Below are 20378 nucleotides of genomic sequence, written 5' to 3'. Positions count from 1 at the left end.
CTCGTCGCCAGCGCCGCGACGCCGCGCCGGAGCGCCGAGGCGGCGCTGCCGGCGGACGCGCTGTCCGCCGCGCTCAACACCCTGGCGCCGTTGCCGGCCAAGCCGGCCGCGGCCGGCGAGGTTCAGGCCGGCCGCGAAACGCCGGCGCCGGCGCAAGCCGCCGCGCCCTTATTGGCCGCCATCGCGCCGCAGCCGCAGGACAAGGCCGGCGCGCCGCTGCCGGAATGGGCGCCGATCAAGCTGCCCGCGGAACAAGCAGCCAAATGGGGCGACAAGCTCAGCGCCGCGCTGGGCGAGCGCCTGCAAGTGCAAAGCAGCCACGGCATGGACCGCGCGCTGATCCGTCTGGACCCGCCGTCGCTGGGCTCGCTGGAAATCTCCATCCGCCACGAAGCCGGCGCGCTGCAAGTGCAACTGACCGCCTCGCACGGCGAAGTGGTGCGCCAGTTGCAAGCCATCGGCGACGCGCTGCGCCAGGACCTGTCCAACCGCCAATACACCCAGGTGGCGGTGGAGGTGCGCGAAGGCGCGCCGGGGCAGGGCGGCCAGCAGCGTCAGGAACGCCAGGGGCAACAGCAGCCGCAACGCGCGCCGGGACGGGCGCTGGCGGAAGCGGGGCAGGGTGATGGACAAGGCTTCTGGCTGGGCCAGGGCTGAGCAGCGGAAGCACAAGAATGAATCGAAACATCGTAGTGATTTTGATCGTGGCCATCGTGACGGCGCTGGCCGCAGGCGGCGGCGCCTGGTGGTGGCTGAGTTCGCGCGCGCCGCAGGCCGCGGAAGCGCCCAAGCCGGCGGCGGCGCTGGACGCGCGCTTCGTCAGCATGGACAAGGTGATCGTGATGCTGCGCGGCGGGGAATCCGCCACCCGCTTCATGGCGGTGGACCTGGTGTTCCGCAGCAATGAAAAGCAGGAGGCCGAGGTCAAGTCCCAGCTGCCCTTCCTGAAGAGCATCGCCGTGCGCGCGCTGTCGGAGCTGCCGGCGGACAAGGCGCTGACGATGAGCATAGACGACTATCAGCGCTTGCTGGCCAAGGCCTATGCCGGCGGTTTTCTGCGCGAGCGACGCGATGCGCCGTTCAGCGAGGTGATGGTCAGCAAATTGATCATCGAGTAAGCCGCCATGTACGCCAGTTACGCCGAAGCCCCGGCCAGCGCCGGCGGCGAAGCCGAGGCGCTGCGTCAGTACGCCCATCTGGTCAAGCGGGTGGCGCGTCAGCTGTCGTCTCAGGCCGGCGGCGTGTTCGACCGCGAAGACATGGAGCAGGTGGGGCTGATGGCCTTGCTGGAAAGCCTGCGCCGCTACGGCGAGCCGGACGACAAGTTCGCCGGCTTCGCCATTTTGCGCATTCGCGGCGCCATCCTGGACGAATTGCGCCGGCTGGACTGGCGGCCGCGCTCGGTGCGCCAGGAAGCCCACCGCGTGCGCGACGGCCTGCGCCTGCTCAGCCGCAAGCTGGGGCGCGAACCCAGCGAAGCCGAGGCGATGCAGCTGCTGGGCCTCAGCGCCGAGGCCTATCAGGAGGCGCTGCTGGCCGACAACGCGGAAGCGCTGTCCAGCTTCGACGAACTGATGGCCCAGGGCCTGGAGCCGGCGGCGGAAGACAATCCGGAACAGCGGCTGGCGCTGAAAAGCGCCTTGACCGTGGCCTTGCAGGCGCTGAACCCGCGCGAACAGCAAGTGATCCAGCTGTATTACGAATTTGAACTGAGTCTCAAGGAGATCGCGGCGGTGCTGGCGCTGACCGAAGCGCGCGTCTGCCAGATCAACAAGAGCGCTCTCAAAAAAATGCAGGCCTGCCTACAAGCGGCCTGAGCCCGAGGAAAGAAAACATGCAGCAATTATTCGGCATTCTGATCGTGCTGGTTTGTGTCTTTGGCGGCTTCATGCTGCATGGCGGCATCCTGTCCGTGATCTGGCAGCCGGTGGAGCTGCTGATCATCTGCGGCGCCGCCGTCGGCGCCATCGTGCTGGGCAACCCGCAGCACGTGCTGACGGAAATGGGCGGCCAGATCAAGCGCGTCGGCATGCGCAAGAAGTACGACGCGGAATTCCAGCGCCAACTGCTGCTGCTGATGTACGAACTGCTGATCACCGCCAGCCAGGGTCTGAAAGCCTTGGACGAGCACGTGGAGGCGCCGCGCCAGAGCGCGCTGTTCAACCGTTACCCGCTGGTATTGGAAGAGCCCAAGCTGCTGGCCTTCATCGTGGATAACTTCCGCCTGATGGCGATGGGCAAGATCAGCGCTCACGAACTGGAGGGCGTGCTGGACCAGGAACTGGACGCCATTCACGAGGAGTTGAACCAGCCGTCCAAGTCGCTGCACAAGATCGCCGAGGCGATGCCGGGCTTCGGCATCCTGGCCGCGGTGCTCGGCATCGTGATGGCGATGAACAGCGTCAGCCAGGGCGCCACCGCCGGCGAGATCAGCGAGAAAGTGGCCGCCGCCATGGTGGGCACCTTCATCGGCATCTTCTTCTGCTACGGCGTGCTGGACCCGCTGTCCAATATGATGCACCAGCTGGTCAAGCAGGAGCTGTCCAACTACGAATCGGTGAAAGTGGTGTTGACCACCCATGTGTCCGGCAAGCCGCCGCTGCTGGCCATCGACGCCGGCCGCCGCCTGGTGCAGCTGAACACCAAGCCCAGCTTCTCCCAGCTGGAAACCTGGATCAACGCGCTGGAAGGCGTGAACTGAGCGGATGGCCGGCATGGCGAATAAACCCAATCGCGAGCATGAAGCCGCGGTGATCAAGAAGGTGTCGCGCCGTCAGGATTCCGAAGGACACGGCGGCGCGTGGAAAGTGGCGTTCGCCGACTTCGTGCTGGCGCTGATGTGCTTGTTCCTGGTGCTATGGGTGCTGGCCGCGCGCGACCAGGAAAACCTGCAGCAATTGCTGACCGCCGGCGGCGGCAGCCCGCTGAAGGCCGGCGGCTCGCGCAGCATCGAGCATACCGGCACCCCGCCGGGCAGCCTGATCCCGCGCGACCCGATTCCGGGCCAGCCCACCACCACCACCAAGGCCGACTCCCTGCTGCAGGAGAGCAACAAGGTGGCCAAGAAAACCTTCGACGGACAGGGCCAGCGCAGCCTGGACAGCGTGGCGGATCTGGAAAAGCTGGCCGGCCTGCTGGCCAAGATGAGCCGCGACGCCGGCCTGGCCAGCAATCTGCAGACCGTGGTCACGCCTTACGGCTTGCGGGTGATGCTGCACGACACCGACAACCAGGGCATGTTCGAGCGCGGCAGCGCCATCGTCGAGCCGCGCTTCAAGCGGCTGTTGCACGATATGGGCGAGATGTTCGGCCATATCGACAATCAATTGCTGATTGTCGGACACACGGACGCCGCGCAATACCGGACCGCCGGCTTCGGTTCGTTTTCGAACTGGGGCCTGTCCAGCAACCGCGCGATGGCGGCGCGGCTGCATCTGCTGGAAGGCGGCATGAACGCCGCCGGCATTTTGCAAGTGGTGGGCATGGCGGACCGGGCACCGCTGGACGCCGAGCACCCGCTGGCCGCCTACAACCGCCGCATCGAGCTCTTGGTGATGACCAGCAAGCAGGCGCAGGCGGTGGTGGCCATGTTCGGACCGCCGGGACAGAGCGGCAATCGCGAGACCAGTGTTGTAAGTTCGCCACTACAGAAATCCGATCTGGATAGCGCGCTGCAAGATGGCCTAACTCCCCGCTGAACTTTTATTTTTTTGGGTTCAAAACAAAAGCCTGATTCGTTTCAGGCTTTTTTTATGTGTGTTTTTTCACACTTTTGTTAACCGCTAATATTATAATCCGCACCTGATTAATAAAAATCCGAGCGAAAGACTCGGATGATGTTGACAAAAAAAGACGCCAAAAGGCGGCAAACATCTGCGGGAAAGTCGATTCAATCGCAAGACTATCGGGGACGACGTGGTCATGAATGAAAACCACAATATCAAAGCCTTGTTAAGAGGCACACATCTGTTCGGACATCTGGACAACGACAAACTGGACAAAGCGCTGGAACTGGCCGAAAGCCGCCGCCTGAACAAGGGCGAGGTGCTGTACAACGAGGGCGATAGCGCCAACGAGGTCTATCTGCTGGCCAGCGGTTGCATGCAAGTCTTTGTTTCGGATGGACTCAGCAAGAAATACATTCTGCAAATCTGCGCTTCCGGGGAGCTGATCGGTATGGTCGGCTTCATCGACAGCGGCGAGCGCAGCTCCAATTGCGCGGCGGACGAGGACAGCCACCTGCTGGTGTTCAGCCGCGACAGCCTGATGCAGTTGTTCGATACCGAAGACGGCCTGCCGCACAGCCCGGAGGCCCGCACCCGCATCATGTGCCATCTGGTGCAAGTGGTGCGCCGCATGTCCACCAAGGCCAAGAACCTGGCGCTGATGGACGTGTACGGCCGCGTGCGCATCCTGATCAATCAAATGCTGGAAGAGCAGGACGGCGAGGAAATGGTGCTGAAAAAGCAGCTGACCCAGCAGGAAATCGCCGACCAGATCGGCTCCTCCCGCGAGATGGTGGCGCGCATCCTGAAGGAGCTGGTGTTCGGCCGCTATATCCGTCTGGAAAACCGGCGCATTGTCGTTCTGAAAATGTTACCGGTAAATTTTTAAGTTTTTTTTCAGACTGTCGCCTTGAAAGGGTAAGGGCGGGCCGCAGGGCCCGCTCCGAGCGGCCGCGCCGCTCGCACAGCCTAACCAGACGGATTCCAAACTATGCAAATCAATTCGACCTCGTCGCAACGCCGCGAACTGGCGGTCGGCGGCCAGAGCGCCGCCGCGGAAACGCCGGCCCGCGCGCCCGCCGCCGTCGCCGCGCCCGCCGCGAGCCAGGACATGGCGCCGGCGGTGGCGGAACTGCGCGCGCTGCCGGACATCGACATGAAGCGGGTGGAAGAAGTGCGCGCCGCCTTGGCGCGCGGCGAAGTGCGCTTCGACGCCGCCCGCCTGGCCGATCTGGTGGAGCAATACCACCGGAGCCGCTGAATGAATCGCGAGCAAGCCTTCAAACAACTGCTGGCCACCGTGCAGCAGGATCTGCAAGGCTACGGCCGCTTGGAGCAACTGCTGGAACAGCAGTTCGCCGCCGCGCTGGCGCATCAGGCCGACGAGCTGCGGCAGCTGGGGGCCGACATCGTCGCCCAATGCGACGCCTTGCAGGCCAGCCGCGACCAGCGCCTGCAACTGGCCGGCCAATTGCTGGGCCGCGGCCGCGCCGCCTCGATGGACGCGGTGCTCAAGCTTTTGCCCGCCGCCGCGGAACAAGCCTGCCGCCAGCGCTGGAACGCGCTGGTGGAGCAGATCCGTTTGTGCCAGACCCTGAACCTGCGCAACGGCCAGCTGCTGCAACAGCAGCAAGACCTGATGAACCGCGTGCTGAATGGAGACAGCGATGTTTACTGTGCGCAATGACATCGGCGCCGGGCCGGACTTCGGCGCCGACGCCATCGCCTTGCCGTTGATCGGCCAGGGCGGCGGGGACGGCGAGCGTTTCGCCGACCAATGGAGCGGTCAGCTGCGCAGCGAAGTGCGCGACTTCATCGAAAACGGTTCGGAGAGCTGGTCCAGCCTGTCGCCGGAAGGCGCTTGGGCGCGTCAGCGCGTCCAGGACGCCACCCTGGGCGGCAGCATGCCCTACGGCGCGGACCAGCAAGCCTTTCTCGACAGCATCGCGCCCTACGCGCAACAGGCCGCCGCCAAACTGGGCGTGGCGCCGGAACTGGTGGCCGCTCACGCAGCGCTGGAGTCCGGCTGGGGCCAGCGTCCGCTGACCCGCGCCGACGGCGGCAGCAACCACAATCTGTTCGGCATCAAGGCCGGCAAGGGCTGGCAGGGCGAAGTCAGCCGCGCCTTGACCACCGAGCATGTGGACGGCCGCGACGTGAAGCGGACGGAAAGCTTCCGCGCTTACTCCGGCCTGCAAGACGCCTTCGCCGATTACGCGCAGCTGCTGGCCGGCAATCCGCGTTATCGCGGCGCGCTGGGCGTGGGCGGCAATGCCCAGGCCTTCGCTCAGGCGCTGGCGCAGGGCGGCTACGCCACCGATCCGGGCTATGCGGACAAGCTGCAAAAGGTGGCGGCGGGCATTCAGGCTCGCAGACAGCCTTGAACGCGGACTCACGCGACACAAGCCCTGAAGGCGCTGTCCGCTTCAGGGGTTTTTATATCCGCCGCGCGCGGCCGCCGGCGCGGCGAATAAGCGTCATTGACGATATTTAATACCAATTCAATGCCAGTTTGAATTTCGGCATTTACTCCAAACGATTGTTTGAATTAACGCGATTAGGGCGGGCGGATTAAACCCCCTATTATCGAAGCGGTTTAGACTAGAGTATTTATGTCTAAATAAAAAAATCAAAACCAGTAATATTTAAAACCGCCAGACCCAGTTTGCCGGAGCGGCCTGTGAACCGGTGCTTAGCGCCGAAAGACGCCGCTCACGGCGGGCGCGGCGACGCCGGATTCAACAGCGGTTTGGGGTCTTGGAGCCCAGGCCTTGCGGCCGCGGAGGCGGCTCAGAGGGCCGAAGCGGCGCTCGCCGCGCCGTCAGGAAGCGCGGCAGGCATTGAACAGGTTCTATGGTATCGCCGCAGCGCAGCAGATCGTAAACAGCTTCTAAGGGGAGGGCGGGCCTTTCAGCTCCACGACATTACCCTCCGGGTCCTGCAAGTACAAGGAGGGGCCGTCGCCCTCGGCGCCGTAGCGCTGGGCGGTTTCCCCGGCGCTGAGGCCGTGGCTTGCGAGGTGGGCGCGTATCGCCTCCTCGTCGAAAGGCTCGACGCGGAAACAGAAGTGATCCAGATTGCGGCCTTCCGCGGCCGGCGCGCGGCCGCCGGCCCGGCCCAGCGGGCCGTCCACCGGCACCAGGTCCAGCAGCGAATGCCCGGCGCGCAACTGCAACAGCCCCAAGTCCTCTCGCCGGCGCTCCACCGTGCAGCCCAGCACCTCGCGGTAAAAGCGCTCCATCTTGGCCAGGTCGCTGACCCGCAGCACGATATGGTCGATCTCCCGAATGGCAATCATGACGTTTCCTTAGTTGCATGGCATTTTGTTTTGTATTTGTCATGATGCGTCCGGCGCGCGGATTTGCAAGCCGATGCCGGAATTGTATTTCTTAATGCCAACGATAGCCTTCGAACACGTTCTTAGGCCTGTTTGGCGTCCGCCGGCCGCAAGCCCGGTCCGAAGGGCAGCAGCAAGAGCGCGCCGGCCAGGGTCAACAGCCCGGCCGCGGCGCAGAACCAGGCCACCGGTCTTGGCTCGCTGCTCAGGCCCAGCAACAGGGCGGCGGAAAAAATGCCCAGGTTCAGCAAGCTGGCGTGATAGGAATTGAGGGTGCCGCGATAGCGTTCGGACAGGGTGCTCAAGCGGGCGTGGTGCAAGGGCCCGGCGCAGCCGTAGCCGAAGGCCCACAGACAGCCGGCCAGCGCCAGTTGCCACAGCGCGCTCAGGGGCAGCAGGAAGGCTAGGATGCCCAGCGCCGCCGCCAGCGCCGCGGCCGGCAGGGCGGCCTCGCCCAGCCGCCTTTGCAACGGCGGACCGCAGAGATTGCCCGCGATGACCACCAGGCCCAAGCCGCCGGCCAGCAGGCCGCCGCCGGTGGAGCTGAGCGCCAGCTTGCGCGCGGCCACCTCGGCCACCACCGCGCCGAAGCCGGCGACCCAACCCAGCCACAGATAGCTGACGCATAGCCGGCGCCGCGCGCCGGGCGTGCGCCAGGCGCCGGCCAGGGTGGCCAGGAAGCCGCCGCCCGCCGTCAGGCGGCCGCCGTCGGCGCGGAACCAGCGCCGCACCGCGGCCCAGGCCAGCAGGCCGGCCGCCGCCAGCGCGTAATAACTGGCCTGCCAGCCGGCGGTGTCCGCCAGCCGTCCGGCCAGCGCCGGCGTCAGCACGAAGGCCAGCATCAGCCCGATGAAGACCTGGCCCAGTCTTTGGCCCAGCTGGGCGCGCGGGGCCAGGTCCGCCACCAGCGCCAGCGCATTGGGCTGGATCACCGCCGCGCACAGCCCGCTCAGCGCGGACAGCGCGACGGCCGCGTTCAGGCCGGGGGCGGAGGGCAGCAGCGCGCAGCACAGGGCGAAGCCGAGCAGGCCCAGTTGCAAGGGCGGCCTGCGGCCAAAGCGGTCGGACAGCGGGCCGGCCAGCAGCGCGAACACGCCGTAGCACAGGCCGTAAGCGGCGGGCAGATAGGCGATGGCGCTGGAGGGCACGCCGAAATGGCGGCCCATCATGGCCATCATCGGGCCGGCCGCCACTTCGGCCGATCCGATGATGAACATGCAGCAGAACAGGGCGGCCAGCTGGCGGCGGCTTATGCCGACCATGCGCGGCCGGAAGAATCAGAAGAAATGGATCTCAAGCCGGATATCCTCGATGTGTTGCCAATCTATGCCGTCCCGGCGGTAGGCGTCCGGATCGTAGACGCCGTCATCGTAAGCGTCGTCGGGGTCTATGGACAAGCCAGCGCAGATGTAGCGGCGCAGATAGTCGTGGTCGCTGGGCACGATGGCGGCCTTGCCGCCGCGCGAGACGTCGAGGATGTAGTTGATGTCGCCCACCTGATAGCGCTGAATCAGCGCCGCCGCCTGGCCGAAGCCGATGTCGGCCAGCAGATCGGCGGCAAAGCGGTTGGCGCCCACCTCGAAGGACACCCGGTCCTTGCGTTTCTGCTCCGTCATCGGCGGCGGCTGATCCAGGCCGCTGCCCTGGCCGGCGGTTTCGTAATAGTGCAGCGCCGTCTGCACCCCGCGCAGGTCGTAAATATAGTCATAACGCTCGATGTTCTTGCGCCTGGCCGCGCAGATGAAAAAATAATGCCCCAGGCTGTGCAGAATCATGAAGGCGCGGGAAGCCGGGGACACCCCGCGCGCAAAGCGGATGTCGCGTCCCTTGATGATGGTCTTGATATTGAAGGGATGCGCGTCGGTTTCGGAATACTCCAATTGATACAGCTGCCGCAGCTTGGCTTGCAACTGCTGCAGGTCCCGGGCGGACATCATGGCCAGCACTTTTTCGATCTGAGCGTCGATGTCTTCGACAACCGGGCTGTCCAATACGGCTTGGTCTAGGCTCATGGCGAGACTCCTTCCAAGTTAGGGTCAATCAAAGAGCGAGCCGGACCGCCGCTCGGCCCGTGGGCGCGGCGGCTTGTTGATATGGAGCGGGCATGAAGGCGGATGGCCGCCGCGGCGGCCGTCTTGAAACAGGCGACGGAATGCTTCTGCGGCGGCGGAGCGCTTGTCCTTCCGTATTATGGCCAAGCCCGGCGGAGAAGGCGCCGGCCTAAAGACTAGCTTTCACGCCAGGAGAGCGAGGCAAGGCGAAGACAGCTGAGAGCGCGGAATGTACAAGGGGATATGAGCGTTTCGAAGGGGGTTTCAACGCGGTATCGCTGACGCGCAGTAGGCTTTAGAACCGGTTCTAAGTGTTTTCCGGTTTTGCCGGCCCTTGGCCGCGGCGCTATATCGCTAAATAGCAGGCGGCCTACCCGCCGGTTCAACGGGAAAGGATGGAAGATGAAGGTTTCTGAATTCTTGCAGGATGGTTTCGGCAGCTTTTCCGCCACGCGGCTGGCTTTCCTGCTGTGGGCGCTGGGCGTGCTGCTGGTCTGGGCCTACACCTCGATCCAGAAAGGCTCGCCGTCCTTGCCGATAGACAATTCGGTGATCGTGGTGCTGGGCATTCTGATGACCGGCAAAGTGACGCAAAGCTTCAGCCCCGGCGATAGCCCGCAAATCCAGGCCGCCAACGCGCAGGCCCAGGCCCCCCAGCCTGCGCCCGCCGCACCGGCCGGCAGCCCGGCCTTGACCGCCTGATCCGCTTCTTCAGCCGTTTGCGCCTTGTCCCGCTCTTGTTCGCAAGACCTTGAGCGGGCCTAGATAGGCTTTCTATTGGCGAGCGATCTTCTAGAATGGAGTGCGGTCTCCCGCTGTACACAATAAAGCGCGGCCGGGTCCACTCGCTTGCAAGCGCGGGGGCCGGCCGCCTCATTCTGGTGCTCGTGATGAATGTGATAACCCCGCCGTCTATCGATCTGCAGGGTTTCAGCCTGCGTCCCATGGAAATGTTGGATATTCCGGACTGGTACGACTATCTGCGCCTGCCCGAGGTGGCGCAGCATCTGCGCTGGGAGCTGCAATCGGCGGCGGATCTGGCGCCGCTGGTGCAGGCCTATCGCTCCGACGAGCCGGGCGCGCCGTTGCGGCTGGCCATCGTGGACGACGAATCGGGGAATCTGGCCGGTTCGGTTGGTTTCGACGCCGTCTGGCCGGAGGATCGCAAGGCGGAGATCGATTTCGACCTGGCGCCGGCCTATTGGGGGCGCGGGCTGGGGCAGGCCGCCTGCAAGGCGGTCACGGTCTGGGCCTTTGTCGGTTGCGGCTTGTACCGGGTACAGGCGGTGGCGCGCGACGGCAACCGGCGCGCCGAGCAATTGCTGCGCGGCAGCGGTTTTCAATACGAGGGTTTGCTGCGCGGCTATCGCCAGGTGCGCGGCGAGCCGGGCAATTTCAAGATGTTCTCGCGGCTGGTCACCGATCCGGACGCTGAAGCTTGAGCGGCGCGCGAGCGCCCTGGTCACGCCGCCGCAAGGCGGCTTGTTTTTTTTGCGCGGCCCGGCATTTTGGCCACCGGGGGGCGGTAGGTGTTTTTACGGTTTGACATTGGCATTACCGGCTTTGTAAATAAAGAGTGGAAGAGGAGCGCTGACGGCAAGGACGATGACTCGAGCGGAAAGGTTGCTGCATGTTCAATATGGCGTTGAAACGCAAATTGCGGGATACGGTGGCGGAGCTGCATAAACAGCAGGGCGTGTTGCAGGCGATAGACCGCTCGATGGCGGTGATCGAGTTTTCGCCGGACGGCGTGGTGCGTTCCGCCAACGCCAATTTCGAAGAAGTGATGGGCTACCGCGCCAGCGAGGTGATAGGCCAGCATCACCGGCTGTTTTGTCCGGCCGACTACGTGAGCAGCGCCGAGTACGCCACCTTCTGGAGCCGGCTGAAGCAGGGGCATTTCGTCAGCGACCGCTTCAAGCGAGTGACCAAGGACGGCGAGATCGTGTGGCTGGAGGCCAGTTACAATCCGGTGCGCGACGAAGCCGGCCAGGTGACGGCGGTGGTCAAGTTCGCGCTGGATGTGACCAAGTCGGTGCAAGCCGAACTGGAGGCCCGCAACACCATGAAGGCGGTCAGCCGCTCCATGGCGGTGATCGAATTCTCTATCGACGGCATTGTGCTGCGCGCCAACGGCAACTTCCTGAGCACGGTGGGCTACACCGAGCAGGAAATCATCGGCCAGCATCACCGGATCTTCTGTTCTCCCGATTATGTGCACAGCCCGGCCTACGCCGAGCTGTGGCAGCGGCTGAACCAGGGCACCTTCATCGCCGGCAAGTTCGAGCGCCGCGACAAGCAGGGCCGGCCCATCTGGCTGGAGGCCAGCTACAACCCCATCGTCAACGACGAGGGCGAGGTCTACAAAGTGATCAAGTTCGCGCTGGACATCACCGAGGAAGAAGAAGCGGCGCAGCACGACCTGCATCTGGTGAAGGAGGCGCACCGCTTGTCCGCCGCGTCCGACGCGGCCTCGTCCGACGGCCTGGCGGTGATCAAGGACACCATAGGCGAGATGAGCCTGATCGCGGACAGCGCCGAGCGTTCGGTCAAGATCATCGAGGACCTGGACTCCAAAACCCTGCGCATCACCTCCATCGTCAACACCATTCACGAGATCGCCGATCAAACCAATCTCTTGGCGCTGAACGCGGCGATCGAGGCGGCGCGGGCCGGTGAACAGGGCCGCGGCTTCGCGGTGGTGGCGGACGAGGTGCGCAAGCTGGCCGAGCGCACCAACGCTTCCACCAAGGAAGTGGCCGGCATGATAGACGACATCCGCAACGGCACCTCGTCCGCCAGCGAGAGCATCCATGAGATGCAGGTCAAGGCGCGAATGGGCGAGGAGCACGCCGGCGTGGCCAGCACCTCCATCGACCAGATCCGCAGCAGCACCGCCCAGCTGAGCGAGGTGGTTAGCCATTTTTCGGCGGTGCAGGCGCAGAAAACGCCTTAAGAACCTATTCAATGTCTGCTGCGCGTCGTCGATGCGGCGTTGAAAACGGCTTCGAAGCGCTCATGTACTACGTGTACATTCCGCTTTCTCAGCTGTTTTCGCCTTGCCTCGTCTTAGCTCGCGAGGCTTTGAACAGCTTCTAAAAACCTGCTCGAAACCGCGCGCCGTATCCTGCGCCCATCCCCCGTCCGGAGGATGGGCGTTCGTCTTCAGGCCATGCCGCTTAATCCGCGCCGTCCGCGATGGACCACAGGAAGTCGGTTTGCAGATTGCCCTTGAACATGGGCGCATTGCGCGGGATGTAGAAATTGGTGGCGTAGCCTATCGGCTTGACCGTGCTGTCCATCTTCACCGAGGCGCCGGAGTGGCAGGTCATGCAATTGCTCTGTATGCCCAGGGTGCCCCTGAAGGTGGTCTTGGTCTTGGGGTTGTAAATGCCCACGTTCACCGGCGGCGGGGGCTGGAAGACGCTGCTGCCGAAGCTGGCCTCCAAGTAGGGGTTGTACACCGTGACCGGCGAGCCGACGCTCTTGCCGCCGTTCACCGGCTGGTTGGGCGCCACCATCTGGTAGCCGATGGACATCGCGTAATGCGCCGCCGGCCAGGGCAGTTGCGCCGGACGCGCCTGGGCCACGGCGACGGAGCTGGGCAGCGGCGGTTTGGCCGGGGCCGGCGTCCAGAAGAAGGTTTGCCAGGTCCATTCCGTCATCTCGCGCGAGGTGACGTGCATCGCCATCAGGATCAGGGTGTCGCCGGGTTCCACCGGCTGTTTCAACTGGTTTTGCGCCAGGCTGGAAAACAGGGCGGCGTTGGCGGCGGTGATCGGGATGCGGATGAAGTCGCCCAGGCCGAAGGTATTGGCGGCGCTGGGGCTGCTACAGGAAGCATCCACGCTCTGAGCCGCGGAGCGGCCCGGGTTCTTGGCGTCGATGTAGACGCAGCCGGGCCAGGCCTCCTCCGGAAAGCCGCCGCTTTGCATCGCCGGCGTCGGCTTGGGCGTGCCGGGCCAGGCCGGCATCACATACAAGGAGGTGCCCGGAATCATATTGGCCTTGTTGACCAGCTTGTATACCGGCTTGATGGTGACGGCGGTGCTTGGGAAGGCCGGAATCGACGCGTTGCCGGCCTGGTAGAGCTTGTTCAGCGCCGCCTTGGAAAACAGCTGGTTCTTGCTGGCGAAGGCGGCGGCGCTGGGATCGTAGCCTACCATTTCAAACGAGGAGGTGTCGCGCACGCCGCGGGCGGATTGGTCCTGGCTTTGGCTCAGCGCCGCCAGCCGCGCCTGCAGCTTTTCCATGAAGCCGGGAATGCGCATGAACTGGCGCGGCACGCGCAGCCGCATCTGGCGCGGAGCCGCCGCCAAGGCCGACGTCGCGTTGGCGGCCGCGTCCGCGGGCAGGGCGGCCACCTCGTTCGGCGTCAGCCAGGTCAGATAGACCGGCGCGTTGGCGAGCCCGTATTCGGTCTGGCCGCTGGGCATGGTCAGCGCGGCCCACATGCCCCAGCCGTGGCGGTGGATATTGCGGGCATGGGCGGCGCTGGGCTGATTGATCCACTGCATCAGCGTGGATTCCGGTTCCGGGAACTGGTAGCCGGGGATGCCGGGATTGGGCAGCGGCACCGGCTGCGCGGCGGCGTAGCCTGCCAGCAGCAGGCCGGCGAGCAGGGACAATTCATGGCGTTTCATCACGAGATCTCCAAACGGGGTCTTCAACTGGGCGGGGAGGCCGCGGGCCTCTGCCCTGGTCTTGGCGTCAATTGGGCATGCGCAAGCCGCATGCTGCCCAGTTATAGCCATACGGAATATCATGGTTAGCCGTTATTAAGGTCAGTGGAGCAGGCTGGAGGGCTTGAAAATAGCCGGTTTTCAATGCCAATGGTCTGTTTTGAAATCGTTATGATCCGGACTTGATCAAGGTCTATTAGCCGATGCTGTTAATCCCCTATAACAGCGAAAAACAATGGCTAATAGGGACAAGATCATGTGGGTTTTCTGGATACAATTCGCGCTGCTGCTGACGGCGATACTGATGGGCATACGCCGCGGCGGCGTGGCCCTGGGCATGATAGGCGGGCTGGGCGTGGCGGTGCTGTGCTTCGTGTTCCGCGTGGCGCCGGCGGAGCCGCCCATCACAGTGATGCTGATCATTCTGGCGGTGGTCACCGCCTCGGCCACGCTGCAAGTGGCCGGCGGCCTGGACTTCCTGGTGCAGCAGGCGGAGCGGCTGATGCGCCGCCATCCGCAGCAAATTACCTTCCTGGCGCCGCTGTCCACCTTCCTGCTCACCATGTGCGTGGGCACCGGCCATGCGGTGTATTCGCTGCTGCCGGTGATCGCCGACGTCTCTCTGAAAACCCGCATCCGCCCGGAACGGCCGATGGCCATGGCCAGCGTGGCCTCGCAAATGGGCATCACCGCCAGCCCGGCGGCGGCGGCGGTGACCTCGCTGCTGGCGATGACCGCCCACAGCGGCCAGCCGCTGACCCTGTGGCAAATCCTGATGGTGACCGCGCCGTCCGGCCTGCTGGGCGTGCTGGCCGCCGCCTGCTGGAGCCTGCGCCGCGGCGTGGAACTGGACCGCGATCCGGAATTCCTGGCCCGGATGCAAGACCCGGACTTCCGCGCCTCGGTGGAAAAATCCGTCACCACCCTGGACAAGACCCTGCCGGCGGCGGCGCGGCAATCGGTGGCGCTGTTCTTCTCCGGCATCCTCGTCATCGTGCTGCTGGCCTTGTTTCCGCAATGGCTGCCGGTCAGCCAGGGCAAGCCGGTGCCGATGACCACGGTGGTGCAGTTCGTGATGCTGGCCTTCGGCGCCTTCATCCTGTTCCGTTCCAACGCCAAGGCCGCGGTGATCGCCCGTTCCGAGGTGTTCACCGCCGGCATGATCGCCGTGGTGTCCATCTTCGGCATCGCCTGGATGAGCGACACCTTCGTCAAGGCCAACGAGCCGCTGCTGGTGGCCAATATCAAGGCCATGGTGGCCTACGCGCCGTGGACCTTCGCGCTGGCGATGTTCGCCGTGTCCGCCTTCGTCAAGAGCCAGGCCGCCACGCTCACCATCATGGTGCCCTTCGGCCTGGCGCTGGGCCTGAGCCCGCATCAGCTGCTGGCCATCATGCCCTCCTGCTACGCCTATTTCTTCTTCGCCTTTTATCCCAGCGACCTGGCGGCCATCAATATGGACCGCAGCGGCACCACCCGCATCGGCAAATACCTGCTCAACCACAGCTTCATGATGCCGGGGCTGATAGGGGTGGGGGTGTCCACGCTGGCGGCGTACGGATTGACGCATTTGTACTTCTAAGTGAGGAAAGCTTGTGGAAACTTACCAAGCAGACATCGTGATCGTGGGAGCGGGGGGCGCGGGCTTGCGCGCCGCCATCGCCGCCGCCCAGGCGGACCCGGCCTTGCGCATCGCGCTGGTGTCCAAGGTCTACCCGATGCGCAGCCACACCGTGGCGGCCGAGGGCGGCTCCGCCGGGGTCAAGCAGGCGCACGACAGCTTCGACGCCCATTTCAACGACACCGTGTCCGGCGGCGACTGGCTGTGCGAGCAGGACGTGGTGGAATACTTCGTTAGCCAGTGCCCGGAGGAAATGGTGCAACTGGAACGCTGGGGCTGCCCGTGGAGCCGCAAGGAGGACGGCAGCGTCAATGTGCGCGCCTTTGGCGGCATGAAGATTGAACGCACCTGGTTCGCCGCCGACAAGACCGGCTTCCACATGCTGCACACCCTGTTCCAGACCTCGATCCGCTTCCCGTCCATCCGTCGTTTCGACGAATACTTCTGCGCCGACCTGATCGTGGAAGATGGCGAGGCGCGCGGCGTGCTGGCGATAGATATCGCCAGCGGCGACAGCCTGCTGATCGAGGCCGGCGCGGTGGTGATGGCCACCGGCGGCGCCGGCCGGGTGTTCCGCGAAAACACCAACGGCGGCATCGTCACCGGCGACGGCATGGCGCTGGCCTACCGCCACGGTGTGCCGCTGCGCGATATGGAATTCGTGCAATACCACCCCACTTGCATGCCCGGCACCGGCCTGTTGTTCACCGAGGCCTGCCGCGGCGAAGGCGGCCTGCTGGTCAACAAGGACGGCTACCGCTATCTGCAGGACTACGGCCTGGGGCCGGCCGAGGACAAGCCGCGCAATAAATTCATGGAACTGGGCCCGCGCGACCGGCTGAGCCAGGCCTTCTGGTACGAGCAGCAGCAGGGCCGCACCGTGGAAGGCCCGTGGGGCTCCGCGGTGTACCTGGACCTGCGCCACCTGGGCCACGCCAAGCTGCGCGAACGGCTGCCGCAAATCTGCGAGCTGGCCGAGGAATTCCTGGGCATAGACCCGGCCAAGGCGCCGATTCCGGTGCGGCCGGCGGTGCACTACACCATGGGCGGCATCCTGGTGGATGGCCGCTGCGCCGCGCCCATGCCCGGCCTGTTCGCCGCCGGCGAATGCTCCAGCGTCGGCATACACGGCGCCAACCGCCTGGGCTCCAACTCGCTGGCGGAACTGTCGGTGTTCGGCAAAGTGGCCGGCGAAGAAGCCGCCCGCTGCGCGCGATCGCGCCGTCCGGCGCGGCGCGAGGCGCTGCAACAGCAGGCCGAGGCCGCCGAGGCGCGCCTGCACGCACTGCGCGCGCGCGAAGGCGGCGAACGCATCGCCGAACTGCGCCGCGAAATGGCGGAAACCATGGAGGCCGGCTGCGGCATCTACCGCTTGGAAGCCTCGATGCGCGCCACCTGCGACAAGCTGGCGGAGCTGAAGCAGCGCTTCCGCAATGTGCATGTGGAAGACAAATCCAGCGTCTGGAACAGCGACTGGCTGCTGGCCATCGAGCTGGGCTACCAGCTGGACGTGGCCGAGGCGATGGCGCATTCCGCGCTGCAACGCCGCGAATCGCGCGGCGCCCATCAGCGGCTGGACGGCTGCGAGCAGCGCGACGACGCCAACTTCCTCAAACACAGCCTCGCCGTCTACCAGGGCGCTGACGCGCCGCGCATAGATTACGGCGCGGTGAAGATCACCAAATCGCAGCCGGCGGTGCGCGCCTACGGCGCGGCCGGACTGGCGGCGGAAGCCGCGGCCAAGGAGGGCAAGGCATGAGCGAACAGACCAAGACCATAGCCGTGATGCGCTACCGTCCGGAGCAGGACAGCGAGCCGTGGCTGCAAAGCTTTGAAGTGCCGTACCGCGACGACATGTCGGTGCTGCAGGCGCTGCAATACATCCGCGATTATCTGGACGGCGGCCTGGCTTTCCGCTGGTCCTGTCGCCAGGCGATTTGCGGCAGCTGCGGCATGATGGTGGACGGCGTGCCCAAGCTGGCCTGCAAGACCTTCCTGCGCGATTACCCCGGCGCGGTGCGCATCGAGGCGCTGAATCACTTCCCGATAGAACGCGATCTGGTGGTGGTGCTGGACGACTTCATCGCCAAGCTGGAAAGCATCCAGCCCTATATCGTGCCCAAGGAAGACAAGCCCTTGTCCGAGGGCGAAACCCTGCAAACCCCGGCGCAGATGGACTGGTACGCCCAGTTCAGCAGCTGCATCAACTGCCTGCTGTGCTACGCCGCCTGCCCGCAGTACGGCCTGGACGACACGTTCCTGGGGCCCGGCGCCATCGCGCTGCTGCACCGCTACAACATGGACACGCGCGACAGCGCAGCGGCGGAGCGGATGGAGCTGCTGGCCGCGCAGGAAGGCGTGTTCAACTGCACCGCGGTGGGCTACTGCTCCGAGGTCTGCCCCAAAATGGTGGACCCGGCCAATGCGGTCAACCTCAACAAGACGGCGGTGGCCAGGGATTACTTCCTGCGCTTCGCCCGGCCCAAGGGGACGTGCAAATGAGCAAGCGCAAACCGTATGTCCGGCCAATGGAAGGCTGGTGGCGCAAGAACCCTTACTTCATCGAGTACATGGTGCACGAAGGCACGGCGCTCTTCGTCGCCGGCTACGCGCTGACCCTGCTGTGCGGGCTGTGGCGGCTGAGCCAGGGGGAGGCGGCCTGGAACGGCTTCATCGCCGCCTTGCAAAGCGCGCCGGCCTTGCTGCTGCACGCGGCGGCGCTGGCCATGATCGCCTACCACAGCTACACCTGGTTCAAGATCATGCCGCGCACGCTGCCGCCGCTGACGCTAGCCGGGCGGCGGGTGTCCGCGCTGGCCATCACCGCCGGCGGCCTGGCCGCCGCCGCGGTGTGCAGCGCCGCGCTCTTGATGCTGGTATGGGGAATGACGGCATGAAACCGGAACTGAAACGCTCTCACGCGCCCATTTTCTGGGGCTTGTTCGGCGCGGGCGGCATGCTGGCCGCCTTGTTCGGCCCCATGCTGGTGTTCATCACCGGCATCGCCGCGCCGCTGGGCTGGCTGCCGGACGGCGCCGCCGATTACGCCACGCTGCAGGCGCTGGCGCAAAGCCTGATCGGCAAGGCGCTGCTGTTCGGCTTGATCGCCCTGCTGCTGTGGCACGCGGCGCACCGCATCTACCACAGCCTGCACGATGTCGGCGTTCGCGGCGGGCCGCTGGCCAAGGCCTGCACCTATGGAGTGGCGGCGCTGGGCACGCTGGCGGCGGCGGGGCTGTTGCTGGCGGTGGGGTTCTAATAAGCTGTTCACGATCTATTTGATACGCAGGAAACCGCGTATTCGAGGCACCCAAACTCCCTTCAAGCCTGCCGTCGGGTGGCAGGCCCGAGGTCTTAAGCGGCTGCTTGTTCGAGCAGCGCGACGTTAGCGCGCTGCGAGTTCAGCCGCGCCTCGGGCCTGACGGGACCCGGCGGGAAGCCGTAGGCCAGGCTTGCAGGGCGGCCTTTAGGGTAAAGGGAGATTTGGCCGCGCAAATCTCCCTTTCCGTTTGCCGGGCGGAACCGGCCCTAAATCATCATCCGCGAAGCGGATTCGAGGTGTCTGGAAATTGGTCCAAACGGAAGGGGCGTGAGCTGTTTCTAGGCGCTCATTTCCTAATGAAACTTTGGATATGGGCGGCGGATCAGCGCCCCATGCTCACCACCCACAAAAGGGGAAGCAGCAGAAACAATAGAGTGAAGCCGAACTGGGCTCCGGCCGTGTGCCGGCGCAGCTTCCAGAACACCAAGCAAGTCAGCGCCAGCCAGCCTACGATGCCAAACAGCGCCAGATTGACCATGAAGGCGCCCATGCTGCCCATATCAGCCAGACAGCATTCGGACAAGAGCAAGAGGGCGGGCAGGAGCGAGGCGGCGCGGAGATAGGACATTTGAGTCGCTTATTGGGGGTGAAGCGCACATTTTGCATCAAGGCCGCGGCTTTGCCCACCGTTCAGCGCAGGCCTGCGTGGACGCGGCGCCCGCGCCGCTGGCAATGACCGGGACAATCGCGGGCGGCCCGCTAGTCCGCCGTCTCGCGCTCGCGCAAAAAATCGATGAAGGCCCGCACCTTGGCCGGCACATGGCGGGTGCGCGGGTAGAGCGCGTGGATGCCTTGCTGCGGGAAGCCGTGATCGGGCAGCAGCCGGCAAAGCCGGCCGGCTTGCAGATCGGCCTTGACCAGCCAGTCCGGCAGCAGGGCCACGCCTAGGCCGGCCAGCGCGTAGGCGCGCAGGATCGACGCGCTGTCCGAGCTCAGCCGCGGCTGGCCATGCTGGCGCCAGGCTTCTTGGCTGCCGTCCGGCGTGTCCACCAGCCAGGGCTGGGCGTGCTTGAGCCGGCTGTGTCCCAGCCAGGGCAGCCGGCTCAGCGCGGCCAGGTCGCGGACGTCCCCGTCCGGCCGCTGCGCCAGCAGGGCCGGCGCCGCCACCGGGAAAATATCGAACTGGGCCAGCGGCACCGCGTGCAGATCGGTTTCCGGCAGGCGGCCCAGGCGAATGGCGACGTCGAAGCGTTCGGCGATCAGATCGGCGTGCAGCGAGGAGGTGGACAACTGCAGTTGCAGCGCCGGGTGGCGCAGGGCGAAGCGCTCGATCGCCGGCGCTATCCTGGCCAGGCCGTATTCCAGCGTGGCGGTGACGCGCAGCGCGCCGCTGAGCTCGCCGTGTTCGGCGCGGGCGTCGTCTATCGCCAGCCGCGCCTGCTCCAGCATGTTGGCGCAGCGCTGGTAAAAACGCGCGCCGGCGTCCGTCAGCGCCAGGCTGCGGGTATTGCGGATCAACAGCGCGACGCCGATTTCCTGCTCTAGGCGCTTGATGTTGAAGCTGACCACCGCGCGGGTCTGCCCCAGCGCGGCGGCGGCGGCGGTGAAGGAGCCGGCGTCCGCCACGGCCTTGAAGGTTTCAAAACGATCCAGACTGACCACGGCACCGCCTGTTATTGTCAAAAATATTTTGACAGTTT

23 protein-coding genes are annotated in these 20378 nt (G+C 65.1%); 17 read left to right on the top strand and 6 right to left on the bottom strand.

Going from position 1 to position 20378, the window contains the following annotated elements; all coding sequences use genetic code 11:
* The 9 genes from ACODSD_RS20860 to ACODSD_RS20820 form a co-directional block, all read left to right on the top strand.
* Positions 1–657: flagellar hook-length control protein FliK (locus ACODSD_RS20860; protein WP_488878197.1), on the top strand; the 657-nt coding region annotated here is incomplete at its 5' end.
* 17 nt (positions 658–674) lie between these two features.
* A complete protein-coding gene (locus ACODSD_RS20855; protein WP_107799889.1) occupies positions 675–1118 on the top strand; it encodes a flagellar basal body-associated FliL family protein in 444 nt (147 codons plus the stop codon).
* 6 nt (positions 1119–1124) lie between these two features.
* A complete protein-coding gene (locus ACODSD_RS20850; protein ID WP_107799888.1) occupies positions 1125–1817 on the top strand; it encodes an RNA polymerase sigma factor FliA in 693 nt (230 codons plus the stop codon).
* Between the two features lie 17 nt (positions 1818–1834).
* Complete coding sequence (motA, locus tag ACODSD_RS20845; RefSeq protein WP_107799887.1) at positions 1835–2701, top strand: flagellar motor stator protein MotA; 867 nt, start codon at positions 1835–1837, stop codon at positions 2699–2701.
* 13 nt (positions 2702–2714) lie between these two features.
* The gene (locus ACODSD_RS20840; protein ID WP_227104202.1) at positions 2715–3698 is read left to right on the top strand and encodes a flagellar motor protein MotB; all 984 of its coding nucleotides are present in this window, start codon (positions 2715–2717) and stop codon (positions 3696–3698) included.
* 223 nt (positions 3699–3921) lie between these two features.
* Positions 3922–4614, top strand: coding sequence for a Crp/Fnr family transcriptional regulator (locus ACODSD_RS20835; RefSeq protein ID WP_107799885.1), 693 nt, complete (start codon positions 3922–3924; stop codon positions 4612–4614).
* 102 nt (positions 4615–4716) lie between these two features.
* The gene (flgM, locus tag ACODSD_RS20830) at positions 4717–4986 is read left to right on the top strand and encodes a flagellar biosynthesis anti-sigma factor FlgM (RefSeq protein ID WP_048415766.1); all 270 of its coding nucleotides are present in this window, start codon (positions 4717–4719) and stop codon (positions 4984–4986) included.
* A complete protein-coding gene (flgN, locus tag ACODSD_RS20825; protein WP_107799884.1) occupies positions 4987–5412 on the top strand; it encodes a flagellar export chaperone FlgN in 426 nt (141 codons plus the stop codon).
* Positions 5393–6109, top strand: a complete 717-nt coding sequence (locus ACODSD_RS20820; RefSeq protein WP_227104199.1) for a glucosaminidase domain-containing protein — start codon at positions 5393–5395, stop codon at positions 6107–6109. The genes flgN and ACODSD_RS20820 overlap by 20 nt, the downstream gene beginning before the upstream one ends.
* A 506-nt stretch (positions 6110–6615) precedes the next feature.
* Here the strand turns inward: ACODSD_RS20820 and ACODSD_RS20815 are convergent.
* The 3 genes from ACODSD_RS20815 to ACODSD_RS20805 all read right to left on the bottom strand — a co-directional run bounded on the left by ACODSD_RS20815 (position 6616) and on the right by ACODSD_RS20805 (position 9074).
* The gene (locus ACODSD_RS20815) at positions 6616–7023 is read right to left on the bottom strand and encodes a VOC family protein (RefSeq protein ID WP_107799882.1); all 408 of its coding nucleotides are present in this window, start codon (positions 7021–7023) and stop codon (positions 6616–6618) included.
* A 122-nt stretch (positions 7024–7145) separates the two neighbouring features.
* Positions 7146–8324, bottom strand: a complete 1179-nt coding sequence (locus ACODSD_RS20810) for an MFS transporter (RefSeq protein ID WP_488878196.1) — start codon at positions 8322–8324, stop codon at positions 7146–7148.
* A gap of 15 nt (positions 8325–8339) precedes the next feature.
* On the bottom strand, positions 8340–9074 hold the full coding sequence (locus tag ACODSD_RS20805) for a hypothetical protein (protein WP_107799881.1): 735 nt from the start codon (positions 9072–9074) through the stop codon (positions 8340–8342).
* Positions 9075–9515: 441 nt separating this feature from the next.
* Here ACODSD_RS20805 and ACODSD_RS20800 point away from each other — a divergent pair, with 441 nt between their 5' ends.
* From ACODSD_RS20800 to ACODSD_RS20790, 3 genes are all read left to right on the top strand, one after another.
* Positions 9516–9815: a hypothetical protein gene (locus ACODSD_RS20800; protein ID WP_107799880.1), complete on the top strand. Its 300-nt coding sequence runs from the start codon at positions 9516–9518 to the stop codon at positions 9813–9815.
* 188 nt (positions 9816–10003) lie between these two features.
* Positions 10004–10555 (top strand): GNAT family N-acetyltransferase, encoded by a 552-nt coding sequence (locus tag ACODSD_RS20795; RefSeq protein WP_107799879.1) that lies wholly within the window; start codon positions 10004–10006, stop codon positions 10553–10555.
* A 188-nt stretch (positions 10556–10743) separates the two neighbouring features.
* A complete protein-coding gene (locus ACODSD_RS20790; RefSeq protein ID WP_107799878.1) occupies positions 10744–12069 on the top strand; it encodes a methyl-accepting chemotaxis protein in 1326 nt (441 codons plus the stop codon).
* 223 nt (positions 12070–12292) lie between these two features.
* Here ACODSD_RS20790 and ACODSD_RS20785 read toward each other — a convergent pair whose 3' ends face one another.
* Positions 12293–13756, bottom strand: coding sequence for a hypothetical protein (locus tag ACODSD_RS20785; protein WP_488878195.1), 1464 nt, complete (start codon positions 13754–13756; stop codon positions 12293–12295).
* Positions 13757–14051: 295 nt separating this feature from the next.
* Here ACODSD_RS20785 and ACODSD_RS20780 point away from each other — a divergent pair, with 295 nt between their 5' ends.
* The 5 genes from ACODSD_RS20780 to frdD are packed head-to-tail and all read left to right on the top strand — an operon-like array spanning position 14052 to position 18675.
* A complete protein-coding gene (locus ACODSD_RS20780; RefSeq protein ID WP_107799876.1) occupies positions 14052–15377 on the top strand; it encodes an anaerobic C4-dicarboxylate transporter in 1326 nt (441 codons plus the stop codon).
* Positions 15378–15390: 13 nt separating this feature from the next.
* Positions 15391–17175 (top strand): fumarate reductase (quinol) flavoprotein subunit, encoded by a 1785-nt coding sequence (frdA, locus tag ACODSD_RS20775; RefSeq protein WP_227104196.1) that lies wholly within the window; start codon positions 15391–15393, stop codon positions 17173–17175.
* Positions 17172–17918, top strand: a complete 747-nt coding sequence (locus tag ACODSD_RS20770) for a succinate dehydrogenase/fumarate reductase iron-sulfur subunit (protein ID WP_488878194.1) — start codon at positions 17172–17174, stop codon at positions 17916–17918. Before frdA ends, ACODSD_RS20770 begins: the two co-directional genes overlap by 4 nt.
* Positions 17915–18313, top strand: coding sequence for a fumarate reductase subunit C (locus tag ACODSD_RS20765; protein WP_235087548.1), 399 nt, complete (start codon positions 17915–17917; stop codon positions 18311–18313). The genes ACODSD_RS20770 and ACODSD_RS20765 overlap by 4 nt, the downstream gene beginning before the upstream one ends.
* The gene (gene frdD, locus ACODSD_RS20760) at positions 18310–18675 is read left to right on the top strand and encodes a fumarate reductase subunit FrdD (RefSeq protein ID WP_227104194.1); all 366 of its coding nucleotides are present in this window, start codon (positions 18310–18312) and stop codon (positions 18673–18675) included. The genes ACODSD_RS20765 and frdD overlap by 4 nt, the downstream gene beginning before the upstream one ends.
* Before the next feature lie 385 nt (positions 18676–19060).
* Here frdD and ACODSD_RS20755 read toward each other — a convergent pair whose 3' ends face one another.
* Positions 19061–19306 (bottom strand): hypothetical protein, encoded by a 246-nt coding sequence (locus ACODSD_RS20755; protein WP_253314997.1) that lies wholly within the window; start codon positions 19304–19306, stop codon positions 19061–19063.
* 131 nt (positions 19307–19437) lie between these two features.
* The gene (locus ACODSD_RS20750; RefSeq protein WP_488878193.1) at positions 19438–20340 is read right to left on the bottom strand and encodes a LysR family transcriptional regulator; all 903 of its coding nucleotides are present in this window, start codon (positions 20338–20340) and stop codon (positions 19438–19440) included.
* Between the last annotated feature and the right edge of the window lie 38 nt (positions 20341–20378).

It is taken from the genome of Chromobacterium sp. FG22 (assembly GCF_057809415.1).
Note: the sequence above shows the minus strand (reverse complement) of the source record. Positions and strands in the feature narration are given on the sequence as shown.